Here is an 18,100-nt window from a genome sequence, read left to right as displayed (position 1 = left end):
CGTCCGGTCGGTGGCCGTGGGGATATGGGTCCGGGCCGGGTCGCGCGATGAAGACGGCACCGAGGCCGGCCTGTCCCATTTCCTCGAGCACATGTTCTTCAAGGGTTCCGAGACGCGGACCGCGAGGGACATCGCTGAGGCCATCGACGGCGTGGGCGGTCAACTGAACGCCTTCACCGGCAAGGAGTACTCGTGTTTTTACGCCCGGGTCCTCGACGAGCATTTTCCCCTGGTCCTCGACATCCTCACCGACATGCTCACCCACCCGCGTTTCGACCCTGAGGACATCGACCGGGAGCGCAACGTCGTCCTCGAGGAGATCAGCTCTTATGAGGACACCCCCGACGATCTCATCCACGACCTCGTCCTCGAGGCTTCCTGGGGCGGGCATCCCCTCGGTCGAAGTATCCTTGGGCCGGCGGAGGTAGTCCGCGGCCTTGACCGCGCCCGGCTGACTCGTCTCTATCGGGCTCGCTACACGCCCGACAACCTGGTCGTGGCCGTCGCCGGGCGGATCGACGAAGACCAGGTCCTGGAGGAGGTCCGGGCGCGTCTCGACGGGTTGACCGGGGATTCTCCCCGCCGGCGCCAGGGACCGCCGAAACAGGAGCCCGGACGGGTCCTGAGGCCCAAGGACAGCGAGCAAGTCCACCTCTGCCTGGCCGGACCGAGCGAAGCGGCCTCGGAGAGTCGGGCCTATTACGCCTCGCAACTCCTGAGCACGATCATGGGCGGTGGAACCAGTTCCCGCCTTTTCCAGCGGATCCGGGAGGAGCGCGGACTGGCCTACTCAATCTACACTTACACCAGCTCGTACCGGGACGCCGGCCTTCTGACGACCTATGCCGGGGTTGGCCCGGCCAAGAGTCGTGAGGTCCTGGAGATCATTCTCGAGGAGTTCACCCGCTTTCGGCGGGAGGGCCCCCGTCCGGAAGAGCTCGAACGGGCCCGGGCGCAGTTGAAGGCGGGGTTGATGATGGGTCTGGAGAGCACGACCAACCGGATGATGCGCCTCGGGCGCCTCCAGCTGACCCTGGGCAAGCTGGTCAGCCCGGACACCGTCATGGCCCGTGTCGAGGCCGTCACCCGCGATGACGTGGCCGACGCCGCGGACCCTGCCCTAGATTCGGAACGCCTTGCTCTGGCGGCCATCGGTCCGGAGGAGGCCGTCGAGGCCCTGAGGGCCCCGGGGCCGGTTGAGCCGGTGACCGGAGGTGAAGATCGGTGACCGACCCTTCCCCCATCGACCGGATCGGCCCGGCCGACGTCCCCGTCGGCGTGCGGCGCCTGCCCGGCCACGATGACCTGCCCTTCCCGGCCTACATGAGCCAGGCCGCTGCCGGTCTGGACCTGGCCGCGGCGGTGACCGCGGAGACCGCCATCGCTCCCGGGAAACGAGCCCTGATCCCGACCGGCTTCGCCATCAGTCTGCCGCCCGGCTACGAGGGGCAGGTCCGGGCCCGTAGCGGCCTGGCCGTCAAGCACGGATTGTGCGTCCTGAACGCCCCCGGAACCATCGATCAGGACTACCGCGGCGAGATCAAGGTCATTCTGGCCAACCTGGGCGACGAGCCGGTGGTCATTCGGCGGGGTGACCGCATCGCCCAGCTGGTCGTGGCGCCTGTCACCCGGGCCAGGCTGATCGCTCTGGAGGATCTGGACCAGACGAGCAGGGGCGAAGGGGGTTTCGGGCATACCGGGACAGGTCAGGGCCCCGGCCCGGATGATGTTTCCCGATCAGGTGGTCGTGTGCCCGAATAGGACGCCCTTTCCAGACACAGACTAGGCTTGACAAAAAAGCCGCCGGCCGCCAATGGTCGGCCGCGAGCCTAGGAGGTTATTGGGAATGGGCCAAAAGACGGTCATCGGGGTATTCAAGTCCCGCAACCAAGCCGACAAGGCCATTGATGAACTGCAGCAGAAGGGGTTCAAGAAGGGCGAGATCAACGTCGTCACCAAGCAACAGGGGATGCACGGGGCCGGCGGCGGGCAGAGCCAGGGCAACCACGGAGCGACCAGCAGCCGGGGCTCGGGCCAGATGACCTCGCACAGCTCGCAAGGTCAGGGGAGTGGCCCCCGGGGGGCGACCGGCTCGCGGGCCGGGGAGATGGGCTATGGCGGGGAGGACGTCAGTGAGGGGGTCACCACCGGCGGGGTCATCGGCGGCGTGGCTGGGCTCCTAGCCGGGGCCGGGGCGCTGGCCATCCCGGGGATCGGGCCGCTCCTGGCGGCAGGACCCATCGCCGGGGCGCTGACTGGCGCCGTCACCGGCGGCGTGGCCGGCGGCCTGGTCGACTACGGTATTCCCGAGGAATCCAGCCACAAGTATGAGCAGCAGGTCAAGGAGGGCAACATCCTGGCCATGGTCAAGGCCGACGAGCAGAAGGTCAACGAGGCGGCGCTCATCTTCCGGCAGAACGGGGCCACCGACGTCGAGACCCACTGACCGATCGCCGTTGCGAGCGGGAAAAGTGCGGTGCCTTCCGGGGGCCGCATTTTTCTGTTGACCTGGCCGGCCGCAGGGGCTATGCTGGTGGCAAGGATTCCGGCCTGGCCCAGGGTTTTCCAGACGAGACTGTGGGAGGGGCCACCGAGAGTTTCTGGCCGGTGACCCCTCAACGCTTTAGGGGGTCGGGCCGGAGGCGGGCGGGAACACCGGAGGGAGGTCGCACGTCAGAATGAATCAAAGGGTCCGCGTGGCGGTGACCGGCGCCTGTGGGAAGATGGGCGCCGAGACCGCCCGGGCCGTTCTCGATCAGTCGGACATGCAGTTGGTGGCGGCGGTCGACCGCGAGCGCGTCGGGGAGGATTTCGGACCGGTCATCGGTCGGCCCGGACTGGGGCTGGCGATCGTCCCCTCGCTGCCTGACCTCCTGGCCGCGACCAAGGTGGACGTGGTCATCGATTTCACCCGGGCCGAGGCAGCTCGCGGACACATCGACGCGGCCATTGCCCACGGGGTCCGACCGGTCGTCGGGACCACCGGGCTTACCCTCGGAGAGCTGGACAAGATCGACTTCCGCTGCCGGCGGCTCGGTCTCGGGGCGGTCATCTGTCCCAACTTCTCCGTGGGTGCCATGCTCCTTGGCCGCTTCGCCCGCGAGGCGGCGGCCTATTTTGCCGGGGCTGAGATCATTGAATTGCACCACCAGACGAAGGTGGACGCGCCCTCCGGGACGGCCCTGCGGCTTCGGGCGGCCATCGACGGGCCCCCGCCGGGGGCCGCGAAAGCCGAGCCGCTCTCCACCACACCCATCCACAGTGTCCGCCTTCCGGGATTGGTGGCCCACCACGAGATCATCTTCGGCGGCCCGGGCGAGACCCTTACCCTGAGGCACGACAGCCTGTCACGACAGGGCTTCATGCCTGGCCTGATGAAGGCCGTCCGGGTGGTCCGGGGCTTGACCGGCCTGGTCACCGACCTCGAGACCATCCTCCGGATGGAAGCTCCTTCCTAGGTCATTCGACCAATCGCACCCCCTGGCAGCCCCTCATATACTGGTAGGGTAGGGACGGACGCCTAGACCTACTTCGGTTGGGGGGAGCACGACGTGGCCGTCGATTGGTCTCGCTTGCACATGGCTGTCTTGGGCGGGGACGACCGTGAGGTCGTGGTGGCCCAGACCTTCCTGCGCCTGGGGGCTCCGGTCAGCGTCATCGGATTGCCCATGGGAGAGGCCCTGGCCGGGGCGATCCCCGTGCCGAACCTGGCCGAGGCCGTCTCCGACAAGGACGTCCTCGTCGGTCCGGTGCAAGGGATCGACGATGACAACACCCTGCGGGCCCGGTTCGCCGTCAACCCGCTGACCCTCACCGAGGATGTCCTCTGCCGGGTCAAGTCCGGCGCCCTCTTCTTCATCGGCAAAGCGAACCTGGCCCTGATGCAGGCGGCGGCAAGGTACCGGTTCAAGGTCGTTGAGATTCGTGACCGGGACGACTTTGCCGTCTATAACGCGATTCCGACGGCTGAGGGAGCCATCCAGCTTGCCATGGGCGAACTGCCGGTGACTCTCCACGGTTCCCGCGCCTTGATCCTCGGCTTCGGCCGGGTCGGCAAGAGCTTGGCCCGGAAGCTGAAAGCCCTGGACATGGAGACGGCCGTGGCCGCTCGGAAATCGGCCGACCTGGCTCGAGTCTACGAGCTCGGTTGCCGTCCGGTGCCCTTCGGGGCGACGGCCGACGAGGTCGGTCGGGCCGAGGTCATCTTCAATACCGTGCCGGCCATGGTCCTCGGGGCCGGGATGCTGTCGCGGGTGAAGAAGGGCACGCTCATTGTCGACCTGGCTTCGCCGCCCGGCGGCACGGACTTCGTGGCCGCCAGGGAGCTCGGACTCAAGGCCATCCTGGCCCCGGGCCTACCCGGGAAGGTGGCCCCGAAGACGGCGGGGGAGATTGTGGCGACCGTCCTTTTGGAGCTCATCGCCGACGAACTCGAACAAGAGGTTTCGTCGCGATAGCCTAAGGGGAGGTCATCATGGGCCTGGAAGAAAAGCGGATCGGTTTCGCGATCACCGGTTCCCACTGCACTCTTGAACGGGTCATGAAGCCCATCGAGGCGCTGACGAAGGCCGGGGCTGAGGTCATCCCCCTGGTCTCGGCGGCGGTGGCCCAGAGCGACACCCGCTTCGGACGGGGCAAAGATTGGGTCGCCAGGCTCCGTGAGATCACCGGACACAGCCCTCTGGCATCGGTGGTGGCGGCCGAGCCTATCGGCCCGAAACGACTGCTGGATGCGATCGTCGTTGCTCCCTGCACCGGCAACACCCTGGCCAAGCTGGCCAACGGGATCACCGACGGGCCGGTGACGATGGCCGTCAAGGCCACCCTCCGCAACGGCCGGCCCGTCATCCTAAGCCTGTCGTCCAACGACGCCCTCGGTTTGAACGCCAAGAACCTTGGCATCATGCTGAACGCCAAGAACGTCTACTTCGTCCCCTTCGGTCAAGACAACCCACAGGAGAAGCCGACCTCTATTGACTCCCATCTCGACCTCCTGATCGAGACGGTGGAAGCGGCCCTCCGCGGGACTCAACTTCAGCCGGTCCTGAGGGAGTGGCGGCGCCAAGCATGACCGGGGAGGCCGGTCGCGGGGCCATCACGGCCTGCGCCGGCGACCGGCCCTTCTTCGGGCGGCTGTGGAGGTAGCTCAGAAATGCGCAGTCTAAACGTAGCGGTCCTTGGGGCGGCCGGCTTGGTCGGCCAGAAGATCCTGAAAATCCTGGCGGAGCGTGACTTTCCGGTGGGCGACCTGACCCTGATGGCCACCGCCCGCTCAGCCGGCCAGGCGTTCGAGTTCCGCGGGCGCTCCCGCACCGTTGAGGAGGCCCGCCCGGATCGGTTCGATCACGTTGACGTGGCTTTCTTCGCCGCCACCGCGGCGGCCAGCCAAGAGCTGGCCCCCGAGGCCGTCAAGCGGGGAGCGGTGGTGATCGATAAATCGTCCGTGTTTCGGATGACCCCCGGGGTGCCGCTGGTCGTCCCGGAAGTCAACCCGGACGCCCTCGATGGGCATCAGGGGATCATCGCCAGCCCCAACTGCTCGACCATCCAGTTCGTGATGGTCTTGGCCCCGCTCTGCCGACGGCGGGCGGTCAGGCGGGTGGTCGTCTCGACCTACCAGTCCGTCTCGGGGACGGGCCGAGAGGCGGTCGAGGAGCTCACCGCCCAGAGCCGGGCGGTCCTAGACGGGCACCCGGTCAAGGGTGAGGTCTACCCGCACCAGATCGCCTTCAACGTCCTCCCGCACATCGACAAGTTCGACCCGGAAGGGTACACCGGTGAAGAGACCAAGATGATCCAGGAGACCAGGAAGATCATGGGCCTTCCCGGACTGGCCATCACCGCGACCACGGCCCGCGTGCCGACCTACGTCGGCCACGCCGAATCGGTCAATATCGAGTTCGAAGATGACCTCGGGCCGGATGAAGCCAGGCGGATCTTGAACTCGGCGGCGGGGGTGGTCGTCGCCGACGACCCGGCCAGGAACGGCTACCCGTTGCCGGTCGACGCGGCCGGTCGGGATGAGGTCTTCGTCGGCCGGATTAGGAAGGACTTCTCCATTCCGCACGGGCTCAACCTCTGGATCGTCTCCGATAACCTGCGCAAGGGGGCGGCCACCAACGCCGTCCAGATCGCCGAGACCCTCGTCGCTCGCGGTCACCTGCCGAAATAAGCAAGGGGAGAGACCATGCGGATCGTCGTTCAGAAATTCGGGGGCACCTCGGTATCCACGCCGGAGCAGCGCGACGCGGCGGTCGGCCACATCCTCGAGGCCATCGGCCAGGGGTTCCGTCCGGCGGTGGTGGTCTCGGCGATGGGCCGGGCCGGTGACCCCTACGCCACTGATACCTTGCTCCGGCTCCCTGAGACGGCCGGCCTGCCGGCCAGCCCGAGGGAGCAGGATCTGATTGCTTCGTGTGGGGAGATCATCTCCTCGGTCATGATGGTCAACACGCTGCGGGGACGGGGCCTCGAGGCCTGCGCCTTCACCGGAGGTCAGGCCGGCATCTTCACCGACCATGTCCACACCGGAGCGACCATCACCAAATTCAATCCGACCCGCATCCTGCAGGCCCTCGAGGACGGCAAGGTGGCCGTGGTCGCCGGGTTCCAGGGGATCACCGAGGACGGGGAGATCACCACCCTCGGACGGGGCGGGAGCGATACCACGGCCGCGGCCCTCGGCGTGGCTCTCCGGGCTGAGGTCGTCGAGATCTATACCGACGTCGAAGGGGTCAAGACGGCCGACCCGCGGATCGTCCCCGGGGCCAAGACCATCGAACAGATAACCTATCACGAGATCAGCCAGATGGCCCACGAAGGGGCCAAGGTCGTCCACCCGGCGGCGGTCGAGATCGCCATGGCCAGGAGCATTCCGCTGAGGGTTCGCTCGACCTTCAGCCAGTCGATGGGTACGCTGATCACCGCCGTACCTTATGACGATGAGGTCTGGCCAAGCCTTCACGCCGCCAAGGTGATCACCGGCGTGACCCAGATGCCAGGGATGGCCCAGATCCGCCTGGACGTCCCACCCGACGGGGCGGGCGTCGACCCGCTGCGGATCTTCAGCGCCCTGGCCCAGACCGGGATCAGCGTCGACTTGATCAACGTGTCACCCGAACGGATTTCCTTCATCGTCAAGGAAGACCTGGCCGAAAGGGCCCGAACGGTCCTGGCCGAGATGGATCTGGCGATCTCCTTGCGGCGCGGCTGCGCCAAAGTCTCCGTGGTCGGCACGGGGATGCGAGGCGTGCCCGGGGTCATGGCCAACGTGGTCAAGGGTCTGGCCGAGGCCGGGGTGAGGATCCTGCAGACATCGGACTCGCACCTGACCATCTCCTGCCTGCTCGACCAGGCCGACATGGAGAAGGCCGTGAGGGCCCTGCACGAGCAGTTCGGACTGGGAGACTGACCGGGGGCGGAGGGGGCTCTTGGGGGTCGCTCCGCCCGGCCATCAAGGAGGAGAACAGCGTGCTGGATTTCGGGAAAGTGCTGACGGCCATGGTGACCCCGTTCGCCCGGGACCTTTCGGTGGACTTCCGCAAGGCGGCGGACCTGGCCAAGCGGCTCATCGAAAACGGTTCCGACGGGGTGGTCGTGGCCGGGACGACCGGCGAGGGTCCCGTCTTGAGCAAGGAGGAGAAGCTCGAGCTATTCGAGACGGTGGTCGGAGCGGTCGGCGATCGGGCGGTGGTCGTGGCCAACACCGGCTCCAACTCCACCAGCGACTCCATCGCCCTGACGAAGGCGGCCGAGAAGATCGGCGCAAAGGCGGTCATGCTGGTCGCGCCGTACTACAACAAGCCCCCGCAGGAAGGGCTGTATCAGCACTTTGCCGCCATCGCCGGGGAGACGAGCCTGCCCATCCTGATCTACAACGTCCCCGGACGGACCAGTGTCAACATCCTTCCGGAGACATTGGTCAGGCTGTCGAAGATCGCCAACATCCAGGGCGTCAAGGAGGCCAGCGGTGCCCTCGACCAGGCCTCGGAAATCGCCCGGGCGGCCGAGCCGGGCTTTCAGATCCTCAGCGGTGATGACAGCCTGACCCTGCCGATCCTGGCCGTCGGCGGCCGGGGCATCGTCAGCGTCGCCTCGCACGTGGCCGGGAAGCAGATTCGGGCGATGGTCGAGGCCTACCTGGCCGGCCGCGTGGCCGAAGCCCGGGACGCCCACATCCGCCTGATGCCGCTGTTCAAGGCTTGCTTTGTGACGACCAACCCGATTCCGGTCAAGGCGGCTTTGCGCCTGGCCGGTTTCGACGCCGGGAGCTGTCGACTGCCCCTGGTCGAGGCCGGTACGAAAGAGGTCGAGGCGGTCCGTAAGGCCATGGGCGACCTGGGACTCCTGGCCGTCTAGGATGGCTTCGTTCCGAGCCCACCTTCAGGCCGCGGCCCAGGCCGCGGCCTTCGAAGTCCGCGGCCGGCCGAGCCACCGGAGGCCCCGGACGGCACCGAAGCGCGGCGCCGCCGTCGAACCGTTAGCGCCCTTGAGTCTCCAGGCCTCATGGGGTATAATTATAAGGTCCGATCATCATCCGTAACCTCGCTTGGGAAGGCAATCCCTGCCCCCGTGGGCAGTCTTTTTTTGATTACCATTGACAAGGGGGTGAATCCACATTGCGAGAGAAACCGCGCCAACCAAAGATCAGCCTCATCCCGCTCGGCGGGTTGGGCGAGATCGGAAAGAACATGCTGGCCGTCGAGATCGATGAGGAGATCCTGGTCATCGACGCCGGTCTGACCTTCCCCGAGGAGGAGATGCTCGGAATCGACATCGTGATCCCCGACCTGAGCTATCTCGTAGACAACGCGGAAAGGGTCAAGGGCATCATCCTGACCCACGGCCATGAGGATCACATCGGCGCTTTGCCCTACCTGCTCCCGAGACTCAACGTGCCGGTCTACGCGACCAAACTGACCTTGGGCCTCGTCCGAGGGAAGATTGAGGAGCACGCCGTCGAGCTGCATCCGGGCTCCCGGGTGGTGAAGCCGGGGGAGTCGGTCTGGGTCGGCGGGATCAAGGTTGATTTCTTCCTGGTCAACCACAGCATCCCCGATGCCGTCGGTCTGGCCCTTCACACCCCCGTCGGCCTGGTCGTCCACACCGGCGACTTCAAGTTTGATCAGACTCCCGTCGATGGTCGGACGGCCGACCTGCATAAGCTGGCCGAACTCGGGGATGAAGGGGTCCTGGTCCTCCTGTCCGACAGCACCGGCGCCGAACGCCCAGGCCATACGGCTTCGGAACGGGGCGTCGGTAGGGTCCTCGATGACATCTTCCGCGTCTCCAAGGACCGGGTCCTGGTGGCCACCTTTGCCTCCAACGTCCACCGCATTCAACAGGTCATCGATGCGGCGGCCAGAGAGGCGAGAAAGGTGGCGGTCACCGGGCGGAGCCTGGAGAACGTCATCAGCATCGCCTCCGAACTGGAGTACCTGGAAACCCCGCCGGGCGTCCTGGTGACCATCGAGGAGGCCAACCGACTGCCGCCGGAGAGGGTCGTCATCCTGACCACCGGCAGTCAAGGCGAGCCTTTGTCCGCCCTCACCCGCATTGCCAACAACGACCATCGCAAGGTCGAAATCCAGCGTGGCGATACGGTGATCATCGCCGCCACGCCCATCCCAGGCAACGAGAAGATGGTCGGGCGGACGGTCGACCACTTGATGCGCCGGGGAGCACAGGTCGTCTATGGCCAGGGTTCGGGCATCCACGTGTCCGGCCACGCCAGCCGGGAGGACCTCAAGCTGATGCTCAACCTGATCCGGCCGAAGTTCTTCATCCCAGTCCACGGCGAGTACCGGCACATGGTCCGCCACGCCGAGTTGGCGGAAGAGGTCGGCATCCCCAGGGACCACATCTTCGTCGGCGACAACGGGACCATCTTCGAGTTCACCGCCGATCGCGGGCGGACGGCCGGCAAGGTCACGGCCGGCAACGTCCTCGTGGACGGGCTGGGCGTGGGCGACGTCGGCACCATCGTCCTGCGCGACCGCAAGCAACTGGCCCAGGACGGCATCCTGATCGTCGTCCTCACCATCGACCGCCAGAACAATCTGCTGGCGGCCGGTCCGGACATCGTCACCCGCGGATTCGTCTATGTGCGGGAGTCCGAAGCTCTGATCGAGGAGGCCAAGGCCAAGGTCCGCGAGGTCCTGACCCAGAAGGCCGGCACCCCGATCCCAGAGTGGTCGGTGATCAAGGCCAACGTTCGCGAAGCCCTCGGAAAGCTGCTGTACGAGAGGACCCGGCGACGCCCGATGATCTTACCTATCGTCATGGACGTCTGAACTCAAAGGCGGCTAGAGCACGGCGAGTCGCCGGCTTAGACCGGCGGCTCCTTTTTTGGCCGCCATCGTCTCTTCCGACAGCCGGCGCCGGCCCGGCCCGGCCCGGCCTGGTCCCGCGGTCCGTCCGGTCTCGGGCATTAATTCCCCAACCCTTCATCATACTAGAGGTTGACCCCGAAGAAAGGATGATCCGGTTGGAGCAGCCTGGACCGACCATCGAACCGCACGTCCCCGGCAGGCGCCCGGGTGGACCGCCCGCCGGCCGGCAGGGGCGGCCCAAAGAGCACAAGGCCCAAGAGAAGAAACAGCGCAAGTCGGCCACCGTGGAGAGCATCGAGGCCCTCGGGACGACCGAGGCCCCGGTCAACAAATCGAACATTCACGTCCTGACAATCATCGGTCAGATCGAGGGTCATTTGACGCTGCCGCCGCAGAATAAGACGACCCGATACGAGCATATCATCCCACAGCTGGTGGCGGCCGAACTGAACCCGGAGATCGAAGGCGTACTGGTGATCCTGAACACCGTCGGTGGCGACGTGGAAGCTGGTCTGGCCTTGGCCGAGATGATGGCCTCGCTGTCCAAACCCTCGGTTTCCCTGGTCCTCGGCGGCGGTCACAGCATCGGCGTACCCATCGCCGTGGCCGTCGACCATTCCTTCATCGCCCACACGGCGACCATGACCATCCACCCGATCCGGCTCTCCGGGCTGGTCATCGGCGTCCCCCAGACCTATGAGTACCTCGACAAGATGCAGGACCGAGTGGTAAAATTCGTAGTGGCCAATTCCCGGATCAGCGAGGCCAAGTACCGCGAGTTGATGTTCCGCACCGGCGAACTGGCCCGTGACATCGGTACCGTGCTGGTGGGGAAGGATGCGGTGAAGATCGGCCTGATCGACGACGTCGGCGGGATCGCCGAAGCCGTGGCCAAGGTCCAGGAGTTGATCCGCCACCGGCGGGGGAGACGGGCCAAGCCGCGCGGTGAAGCCCCGCCCCCACCGATCCCGCCGGGGCCGCCAAGGCTGCGCGGCCCGTCGGGGGCGGAACCGTCGCCGCCCACCCTGCCTGGGGGGGTGCCGATATGATCATGTGGACCCCGATGCCCCTCGAGGCCGTCCTCGACGGCTTCTTGGCCGGCGGACCAAGACCGCGAGAGGTCAGGGTGGGCGAAGCCATCCTGCTGGTCGAGGAAGCCGGGGCGGGGGTCGGCCGGATCGTCCGGTTGATCAGCGGCGAACCTTATGATTACCTCAAGCCCGAGTGGGCTCCGGGCGCCCTGATCCGGCTCCCCTGATGCTTGGAGGTATCTTCTTTGTCCTTCGCCAACTGGCGGATCGCCATCCTCGGGGTGGTCCAGGGACTGACTGAGTTCCTGCCGGTCTCGAGTTCCGCTCACCTGGTCATCCTGAATGACCTCCTCGGCGTCGGTCAGCCGACCATGAGCCTGGCCATCTTCCTGCACCTGGGGACGCTCTTGGCGGTACTGGTGGTTTACTTCCGCGAACTCGTCAGGATGGTCGTCGGGATGTTCACCGGACGCCGCGACGGGCGCCTCGGTTGGTTCGTCGTCCTCGGCAGCGTCCCCGCGGCCCTCCTCGGCCTGGCCCTGAAGTCCGTGATCGAGAAAGCCTTCTCCTCGACCCTGATGGCCGGGGTCATGCTCATCATCACCGGTTTCATCCTGTACTGGTCGGGGCGACTCCGGCAGGGGCGGCGCGGGGTCGAAGCGATGACCGCCGGCGATGCCCTCTGGGTCGGGCTCTTTCAGGCCGTGGCCATCCTCCCAGGGATCTCGCGCTCCGGGTCGACCATCGCCGGCGGGCTCTGGCGCGGGCTCAAGCCGAAGCTGGCGGCCGATTTCTCGTTCCTCCTGTCAGTACCGGCCGTCTTCGGGGCGGGCCTGCTCGATCTGAGGGAGACCTTCCGGGGCGGCGGAGTGGGCCTCGATGTGCCCGGCGCCCTTTGGGGGACTGGACTCTCCTTCGTTTTCGGCTATCTGGCCATCCGGTGGCTGATCGCCGTCGTGCGCCGAGGCCGGATCAGCGTCTTCGCCTACTACTGCTGGGTCGCCGGCGCCGCCGTCGTCCTTTGGAAGTTGCTGGTTCGTTAGGGCGAGAGGGAAACGGACGTCGGGCGAAGAATCATTGGGCGAGGTGATCCTCGCCAATGCCCGGTTCGGCTCCTTCGACCGATGAGGCCCGTACCAAGAATCCGCTTCGTTACGAAGTTCTCGGGGTTCTCTTCTGCGCCCTGGGGCTTCTTTCTTTGTTCTCCCTATACAGCCCGGCTGCCGGCGCCGTCGGAGGGATCTTGGCCAAGGCCCTCGACGCCGCCTTGGGCGGCGCGGCCTTTCTGTTTCCGCTGTTGTCCTGCGCCTACGGGGTCAGCCTTCTGGTGGTCAAGGAGGACACCCTGTTCACCAGGCAGGGGGTCGGGGCCGCCCTATTGGCCCTGGCCGCGGTGGCTCTGCTGCACCTTCGCGTACCGCTGGGCGGAGAGTTCGTCTACGGCCTGCGCGGCTTGGGTGGCGGCCTCATCGGTGGGGCTCTCAGCTGGCTGTTGGTCAAGGGCTTCGGACCGGTCGGCCGCCTCCTCTTGCTGATCACAATGGCCCTTCTCGGGGCGATTCTGGCGGCCGGTCCGGGGCTGGCCAAGGTGGCGGCCAGGTTGAGACTCTGGTCCGTCGACTTCGGCCGCGGTCTGGTGGCCGAGCTCCGGGAGTTCCTCTTCCTGGCTGAGGAGGAGGGAGAGAAGCTCGATGCCGGACGGCGCAGGACCAGGGGGCGGGCGGGGGAGGGCGCGGGCCCGTCCGGGACCGCCGAGGCCGCTGAGGCCGAGGCGATCCAGCCGGAGGGACCGGCCAAGGGCGAGGAAGAAGCCGCGGCCGGTTGGAACGCCGTCCAGACCACCGGGGCGGGGGCGACCACTCCGTCGCGGGGGGGCGGGGCGAGCGCGAGCGCCGGGTCGGCTTCGGCGCTAACCTTGTCGGCCAGCCCGCCGCCGCGGTCCGAGGTGGTCGACGACTTCCCGGAGGGGGCCTTCGAGCAAGTCCACATCCCCCTGCCGTTGCATTATCAGCTTCCCTCTCTGTCCATCCTCGACCGCGGCTCCCAGCGAGTTCGCCGCGACCAGCGGGAGCAGACGGACAAGGCCAAGGTGATCGAAGACACCCTGGAAAGCTTCGGCGTCAAGGCCAAGGTCATTGGGACGAGTCGCGGGCCGGCGATCACTCGTTTTGAGCTGCAGCCGGCCCCGGGAGTCAAGGTTCGTCAGATCGCCAGCCTCGAGGATGACCTGGCCCTGGCCCTGGCCGCCCACTACGTGAGGATCCAGGCGCCGATTCCCGGCAAGGCCGCCGTGGGCATCGAAGTCCCCAACCGGGAGGTCGCCAAGGTCCTTCTGCGCGAGGTCCTCGAGGCCGATGACTTCCGGGCCGCGGCCTCCAGGCTGACGATCGTCCTCGGGAAGGACATCGCCGGACGGGCCATCGTCGGCAACCTCGAGCGCATGGTCCACCTGCTGATCGCCGGGACCACCGGTTCCGGTAAGAGCGTCTGCATCAATACCATCGTCTCGAGCCTGCTCTTCAAGTCCCGGCCGGACGAGGTCAAGTTCCTGATGATCGACCCAAAGGTGGTCGAACTATCCATCTTCAGCGGCATCCCGCACCTCCTGTCGCCGGTGGTCACCGACCCGAAGAAGGCGGCCACCGCCCTGCGCTGGGTGGTTCGGGAGATGGAGCGGCGCTACGAGCTCTTCGCCCTGGCCGGCAGCAGCATCCGGGATATCGACCGGTATAACCAACTGGTCGAGGACAAGGGCGACGGGACTCAGCCCAAGCTGCCCTTCATCGTCGTCATCATCGACGAGTTGGCCGACCTGATGGTCGTCGCCCCGGCCGAAGTCGAGGAGTCCATCTTCCGCTTGGCCCAGATGGCCCGGGCGGCCGGGATCCACCTGATCGTGGCCACCCAGCGGCCGTCGGTCGACGTCATCACCGGCGTCATCAAGGCCAACATCCCCTCACGAATCGCCTTTGCCGTGTCTTCGCAAGTCGATTCGCGGACCATCCTCGACGAGGGCGGGGCGGAGAAACTCCTCGGCCGCGGCGACATGCTCTACCTGCCGGTCGGACAAGGTCGGGCGATTCGGGCTCAGGGTGCCCTGATCAGCGACAGGGAAGTGGAGGCCCTGGTGGCCTTCGTCAAGAGTCAGGCCGAACCGCAATTCGAGGAAGGAGTCCTGACCGTCCAGGCGGAGACCGGGACCGAGCCGACCTTTGAAGACGACCCGCTGTTCAAGGACGCCGTCCGGCTGGTCGTGGAGAGCGGAGTGGCCTCGATCTCCATGATCCAGCGGCGCTTCCGGGTTGGCTACAGCCGGGCGGCCCGCCTCATCGACGTCATGGAACTGCGGGGGGTCGTCGGCCGGTTCGGGGGTTCGAAGCCGCGGGAAGTGCTGATCACCCCGGACCAGATGCGACGGATCTTCGACGGCGAACGATGACTCTCGGCGGCCAAGGTTGATGCCCGAATCATCGGAAGTCAACCCAGAGAAGGAGAAGAGGCGGGTCGCCGCGGACCCGCCTCGTCTGAGTCTCTGCCGGGAAGCGCTTTCGCCGGCGGAGCCTTACGGTTGCTTCGTTCTAACGACGTTGGCCCGTTGAAGCCAGGTGTGGAAGAAGTACTCGCCCACCCCGATGATTACGGCCGTGATGGCCGCCGCCCAGAAGCCGATGGCCAGCGTCCGGACGACGAAGTTGGCCGCCCACAGGGTCAGGAAGGCCAGGACGACGTCGGCGACGGTGGCCACTCCGTTCCCGAAGGCCGGCAGGATGAGTAGATCGTCGAGGATGTAGGCGATGACCGTGAGGGCCACCGCCAAGCCGATCGCCTGCATCGCCGTGACCTTTGCCAGAAGCGGCAGGGCGATCAGGGCGACCAGGCCAAGCATCAGGAACTTGATGATCAAGGCGGTCACATGGCGCATGGAACCACTCCCTATCCCCCAGCCTGGAAACGGTCAGCCCGATCGTCGGTGGTAGCCGTCATCGGCCCCCTTTGGACTCGAAGGTCTGGCAATCGGTCTCTTCGCACTGATTGGCGTCGTCGCCGGTGACCCGGATGCTCCGCGCGTCGCAGTGATCGCCGGAAGACCAGTAGGCACAGCCCTCGACGACACAGGTCACCGAAGGGGTGAGCTGGAGGCCCTCCTGGAACGGTTCGCGGATCGCCCCCGACCAGTTGATGTTGTCGAGCGCCCCAATCGCATTGGCGACGCTGCTCCTCAGGTAAAAGGTCTTGCACTTGGTGTCGTCGGCGTTCTTCGCTTGGCGGTCGAGGATGTCGATGTTCCCCGCCCCGCAGACTTCTCCGGGCAGCCAATGGGCACATGTATCGACAGAGCACTTGACCTCGGGGTTTGGCATTTGGCAAATCCCGCCTTTCCTGGTTTTCTGGGCGTATCTTGTCCCCTGCCGCGGATGGATATTCCGCCGCCTCGGGCTCGGCCGGCCCGGGCCTGGAGGAGCGGGGACGAACGCGGCGTATTAGTCTCCTATCGGGAGGAGCGAGGATTTGGGCCATTCACCGTCAACGCCATCGCCGATCTACGATGTCGCCATCATCGGGGCAGGAATCGTCGGAGCGATGACCGCCCGAGCCCTGGCCGGGTTGAATCGGCGGGTAATCATCCTTGAACGCGGCGTGGACCCGTCAGGGGCGACCAAGGCCAACAGCGGGATAGTCCACCCGGGCTATGACCCGGAGCCCGGGACGGCCAAAGCCAAGTTGGGGCTGGCGGGAGCGCGTCGCTTCGCGTCATTGGCGTCGGACCTCGGTTTCCCCTTCAACCGTTGCGGCTCGCTGATGTTGGCCTTCGACCGCGCTCAGCTCCGGGCCCTCGAGATGTACCTCGAGCGGGGGCGGGGCCTTGGGCTATCGGGCCTGGCCATCTGGGGCCGAGAAGAGGTCCTCGCTCGGGAGCCGGCAGTCAGTCCGGAGGTGGTGGCCGCTCTCCACTCGCCGGACACGGCCGTCACCTCCCCCTTCGAAGCCGCCGTGGCCGCCATCGGGGCAGCCCTGGCCGGCGGGGCGGTGGCCTGGCGCGAGGCCGAAGTAACGGCCGTGAGCCGGCGGTCTGACGGCGGTTTTGAGTTGACCACGGCCCGGGGGACGGTGCTCGCCCGGAGGGTGGTCAACGCCGCCGGACTCGACGCCGGACGCGTCGCCGCCTTGGCCGGCCAACCGGGGCTCACCGTCACCGGGCGGGTCGGCGAGTATCTCCTCCTCGACCGGGACATCTGTGGGATGGTGCGGAGGGTTCTCTATCCGGTGCCGACAGCGACCTCCAAGGGGATTCTGGTGGTTCCCACGGTCCACGGAAACCTGCTCCTCGGGCCCAACGCGGCCGATCTGACGCGGCCGGACGAGGCCAACCCAGTCACCGCGGCCGGTCTGGACGAGGTCGTCCGCGGGGCTGTCTGCTTGGTGCCGAGCCTGCCCCTGGACCGGGTGATCACGACCTTCGCCGGGACCCGCGCGGTGGCCCACGGCGGCGACTTCGCCATCGCCCCGGCGCCGGAGGTGCCGGGACTGGTCAACGCGGCCGGGGTGGCCTCGCCGGGGCTCTCGGCTTCGCCGGCCATCGCCGACGAGATCGCTCGATTGGTCACCGGGCTTGACCCGGCCGCCGGAAGGGGAGAGGGGAGAGCCCCCGGGGCTCGGGCCAGCCTGGGCGGCGGGGCTCGGATCGTCTGCCGTTGTGAGGGGGTCACCGAGGCGGACGTGGTGGCGGCCATCCACGCCCCCTTCGGGGCCTGCACCTTGGATGGGGTGAAGCAGCGAACCCGAGCCGGGATGGGGCGTTGCCAAGGCGCCTTCTGCGGGCCCCGGGTGGTCGAGATCCTGGCCCGTGAGCTGGGAGTCGAGCCGATCGAGGTCCACAAGAACGGGCCCGGTGGATACCTCTTCGCCGGGCGGACGAAGGAGGTTACCCGATGAGCGAGAAGGCGGCGGTGCTCGAGACAGAGGGACGTTTCCAGACGGGGGCCGGTGTCGACCTCTTCTATCGCCGATTCGCCCCGGCGGCTCAGGGAACTGAGACTCCGGTCCGTCCTCCCGTGATCCTGGCGATCTGTCATGGGGTCGGCGAGCACTCCGGCCGATACGTTGCCTTCGGCCGGCGCTTTGCCGGCCGGGGGATCCCGGTTTACGCCCTCGACCTGCGGGGCTTCGGCCAGTCCTCGGGGCGCCGAGCCCACGTGGGGAGCTTCTCGGACTACCTCGACGACTACGAGGCCTTGATCGACCTGGCCCATCGGGAGAATCCGGGGGTCCCGGTGGTGGCCTACGGCCACAGCATGGGCGGCCTTCTGGTCCTGCTTTATGCGGTCGAGAAGCGGACGGGCGCGGTGGCCGTCATCGCCTCGGCTCCGGCGGTGAGACTCAAGGTCAAGGTGGCGCCGTCGAAGCTGCTCCTGGCCAAGGTGGCCGGGCGTCTGGCTCCCACCTTCAGCCAGCGCAACGAGATCCCCCCGGCAGTCCTGGCCCGTAACCCCGAAATCGGGCGGGCCTACGAGGCCGACCCGCTGGTCGTCAGGGTCGTCTCGGCCGGCTGGTTCCTGGCTTTGAACGAAGCCATGGCCAGGGTGGCCAAGGGTGCCAGGCACTTCGACCGTCCGATCCTGCTCATCCAGGGGACGGCCGACGTACTCACCGACGCCTCCGCAACGGAGTACTTCTACCAGCGGTGCGGGTCCAAGGACAAGAGCCTCAAGCTGTACAACGGGTTCTTCCACGAGCTCC

18 protein-coding genes are annotated in these 18,100 nt (G+C 66.9%); 16 read left to right on the top strand and 2 right to left on the bottom strand.

The annotated features are described in order from the left end of the window. The 14 genes from VGL40_09305 to VGL40_09240 form a co-directional block, all read left to right on the top strand. The coding region (locus VGL40_09305) for a pitrilysin family protein (protein ID HEY3315453.1) at positions 1–1,228 on the top strand (1,228 nt) is incomplete at its 5' end. Next, entirely contained in the window at positions 1,225–1,761 is a 537-nt protein-coding gene (gene dut / locus VGL40_09300; protein HEY3315452.1) for a dUTP diphosphatase, read from the top strand. The genes VGL40_09305 and dut, both read left to right, overlap by 4 nt. 85 nt (positions 1,762–1,846) lie before the next feature. Then, on the top strand, positions 1,847–2,446 hold the full coding sequence (locus VGL40_09295) for a hypothetical protein (GenBank protein HEY3315451.1): 600 nt from the start codon (positions 1,847–1,849) through the stop codon (positions 2,444–2,446). A gap of 232 nt (positions 2,447–2,678) precedes the next feature. Next, complete coding sequence (gene dapB / locus VGL40_09290; protein ID HEY3315450.1) at positions 2,679–3,458, top strand: 4-hydroxy-tetrahydrodipicolinate reductase; 780 nt, start codon at positions 2,679–2,681, stop codon at positions 3,456–3,458. A gap of 93 nt (positions 3,459–3,551) precedes the next feature. After that, positions 3,552–4,457 (top strand): dipicolinate synthase subunit DpsA, encoded by a 906-nt coding sequence (gene dpsA, locus VGL40_09285; protein HEY3315449.1) that lies wholly within the window; start codon positions 3,552–3,554, stop codon positions 4,455–4,457. Between the two features lie 17 nt (positions 4,458–4,474). Next, positions 4,475–5,071 carry a dipicolinate synthase subunit B gene (locus VGL40_09280; protein ID HEY3315448.1) on the top strand — a complete coding sequence of 199 codons (597 nt, stop codon included), beginning with the start codon at positions 4,475–4,477 and terminating at the stop codon, positions 5,069–5,071. A gap of 81 nt (positions 5,072–5,152) precedes the next feature. Beyond that, positions 5,153–6,172 (top strand): aspartate-semialdehyde dehydrogenase, encoded by a 1,020-nt coding sequence (locus VGL40_09275; protein HEY3315447.1) that lies wholly within the window; start codon positions 5,153–5,155, stop codon positions 6,170–6,172. 15 nt (positions 6,173–6,187) lie between these two features. After that, complete coding sequence (gene dapG / locus VGL40_09270; protein HEY3315446.1) at positions 6,188–7,411, top strand: aspartate kinase; 1,224 nt, start codon at positions 6,188–6,190, stop codon at positions 7,409–7,411. A 59-nt stretch (positions 7,412–7,470) separates the two neighbouring features. Continuing rightward, positions 7,471–8,358 (top strand): 4-hydroxy-tetrahydrodipicolinate synthase, encoded by an 888-nt coding sequence (dapA, locus tag VGL40_09265; protein HEY3315445.1) that lies wholly within the window; start codon positions 7,471–7,473, stop codon positions 8,356–8,358. A gap of 260 nt (positions 8,359–8,618) precedes the next feature. After that, entirely contained in the window at positions 8,619–10,292 is a 1,674-nt protein-coding gene (locus VGL40_09260) for a ribonuclease J (GenBank protein ID HEY3315444.1), read from the top strand. Between the two features lie 194 nt (positions 10,293–10,486). Next, positions 10,487–11,380 carry an ATP-dependent Clp protease proteolytic subunit gene (locus VGL40_09255; GenBank protein ID HEY3315443.1) on the top strand — a complete coding sequence of 298 codons (894 nt, stop codon included), beginning with the start codon at positions 10,487–10,489 and terminating at the stop codon, positions 11,378–11,380. Beyond that, positions 11,377–11,589 (top strand): YlzJ-like family protein, encoded by a 213-nt coding sequence (locus VGL40_09250; GenBank protein HEY3315442.1) that lies wholly within the window; start codon positions 11,377–11,379, stop codon positions 11,587–11,589. Before VGL40_09255 ends, VGL40_09250 begins: the two co-directional genes overlap by 4 nt. 18 nt (positions 11,590–11,607) lie before the next feature. After that, positions 11,608–12,405: an undecaprenyl-diphosphate phosphatase gene (locus VGL40_09245; protein HEY3315441.1), complete on the top strand. Its 798-nt coding sequence runs from the start codon at positions 11,608–11,610 to the stop codon at positions 12,403–12,405. A gap of 56 nt (positions 12,406–12,461) precedes the next feature. Next, positions 12,462–14,801: a DNA translocase FtsK gene (locus VGL40_09240; protein ID HEY3315440.1), complete on the top strand. Its 2,340-nt coding sequence runs from the start codon at positions 12,462–12,464 to the stop codon at positions 14,799–14,801. Between the two features lie 123 nt (positions 14,802–14,924). On the opposite strand, the gene VGL40_09235 is transcribed toward VGL40_09240, so the two are convergent. Both VGL40_09235 and VGL40_09230 read right to left on the bottom strand, forming a co-directional pair. Continuing rightward, positions 14,925–15,284, bottom strand: coding sequence for a DUF2512 family protein (locus VGL40_09235; GenBank protein ID HEY3315439.1), 360 nt, complete (start codon positions 15,282–15,284; stop codon positions 14,925–14,927). 58 nt (positions 15,285–15,342) lie between these two features. Beyond that, positions 15,343–15,723 (bottom strand): DUF1540 domain-containing protein, encoded by a 381-nt coding sequence (locus VGL40_09230; protein ID HEY3315438.1) that lies wholly within the window; start codon positions 15,721–15,723, stop codon positions 15,343–15,345. A 148-nt stretch (positions 15,724–15,871) separates the two neighbouring features. Between VGL40_09230 and VGL40_09225 the strand changes: the two genes are divergently transcribed. Together VGL40_09225 and VGL40_09220 are read left to right on the top strand one after the other, a co-directional pair. Then, the gene (locus VGL40_09225; protein HEY3315437.1) at positions 15,872–17,296 is read left to right on the top strand and encodes an NAD(P)/FAD-dependent oxidoreductase; all 1,425 of its coding nucleotides are present in this window, start codon (positions 15,872–15,874) and stop codon (positions 17,294–17,296) included. Continuing rightward, on the top strand, positions 17,293–18,100 hold an 808-nt coding region (locus VGL40_09220), incomplete at its 3' end, for an alpha/beta hydrolase (protein ID HEY3315436.1). The genes VGL40_09225 and VGL40_09220, both read left to right, overlap by 4 nt.

Source organism: Bacillota bacterium, assembly GCA_036504675.1.
In the GTDB taxonomy this organism is placed as follows: domain Bacteria; phylum Bacillota; class Sulfobacillia; order JAJYWN01; family JAJZPE01; genus DASXUT01.
This window is presented reverse-complemented; position numbering and strand designations above follow the sequence as displayed.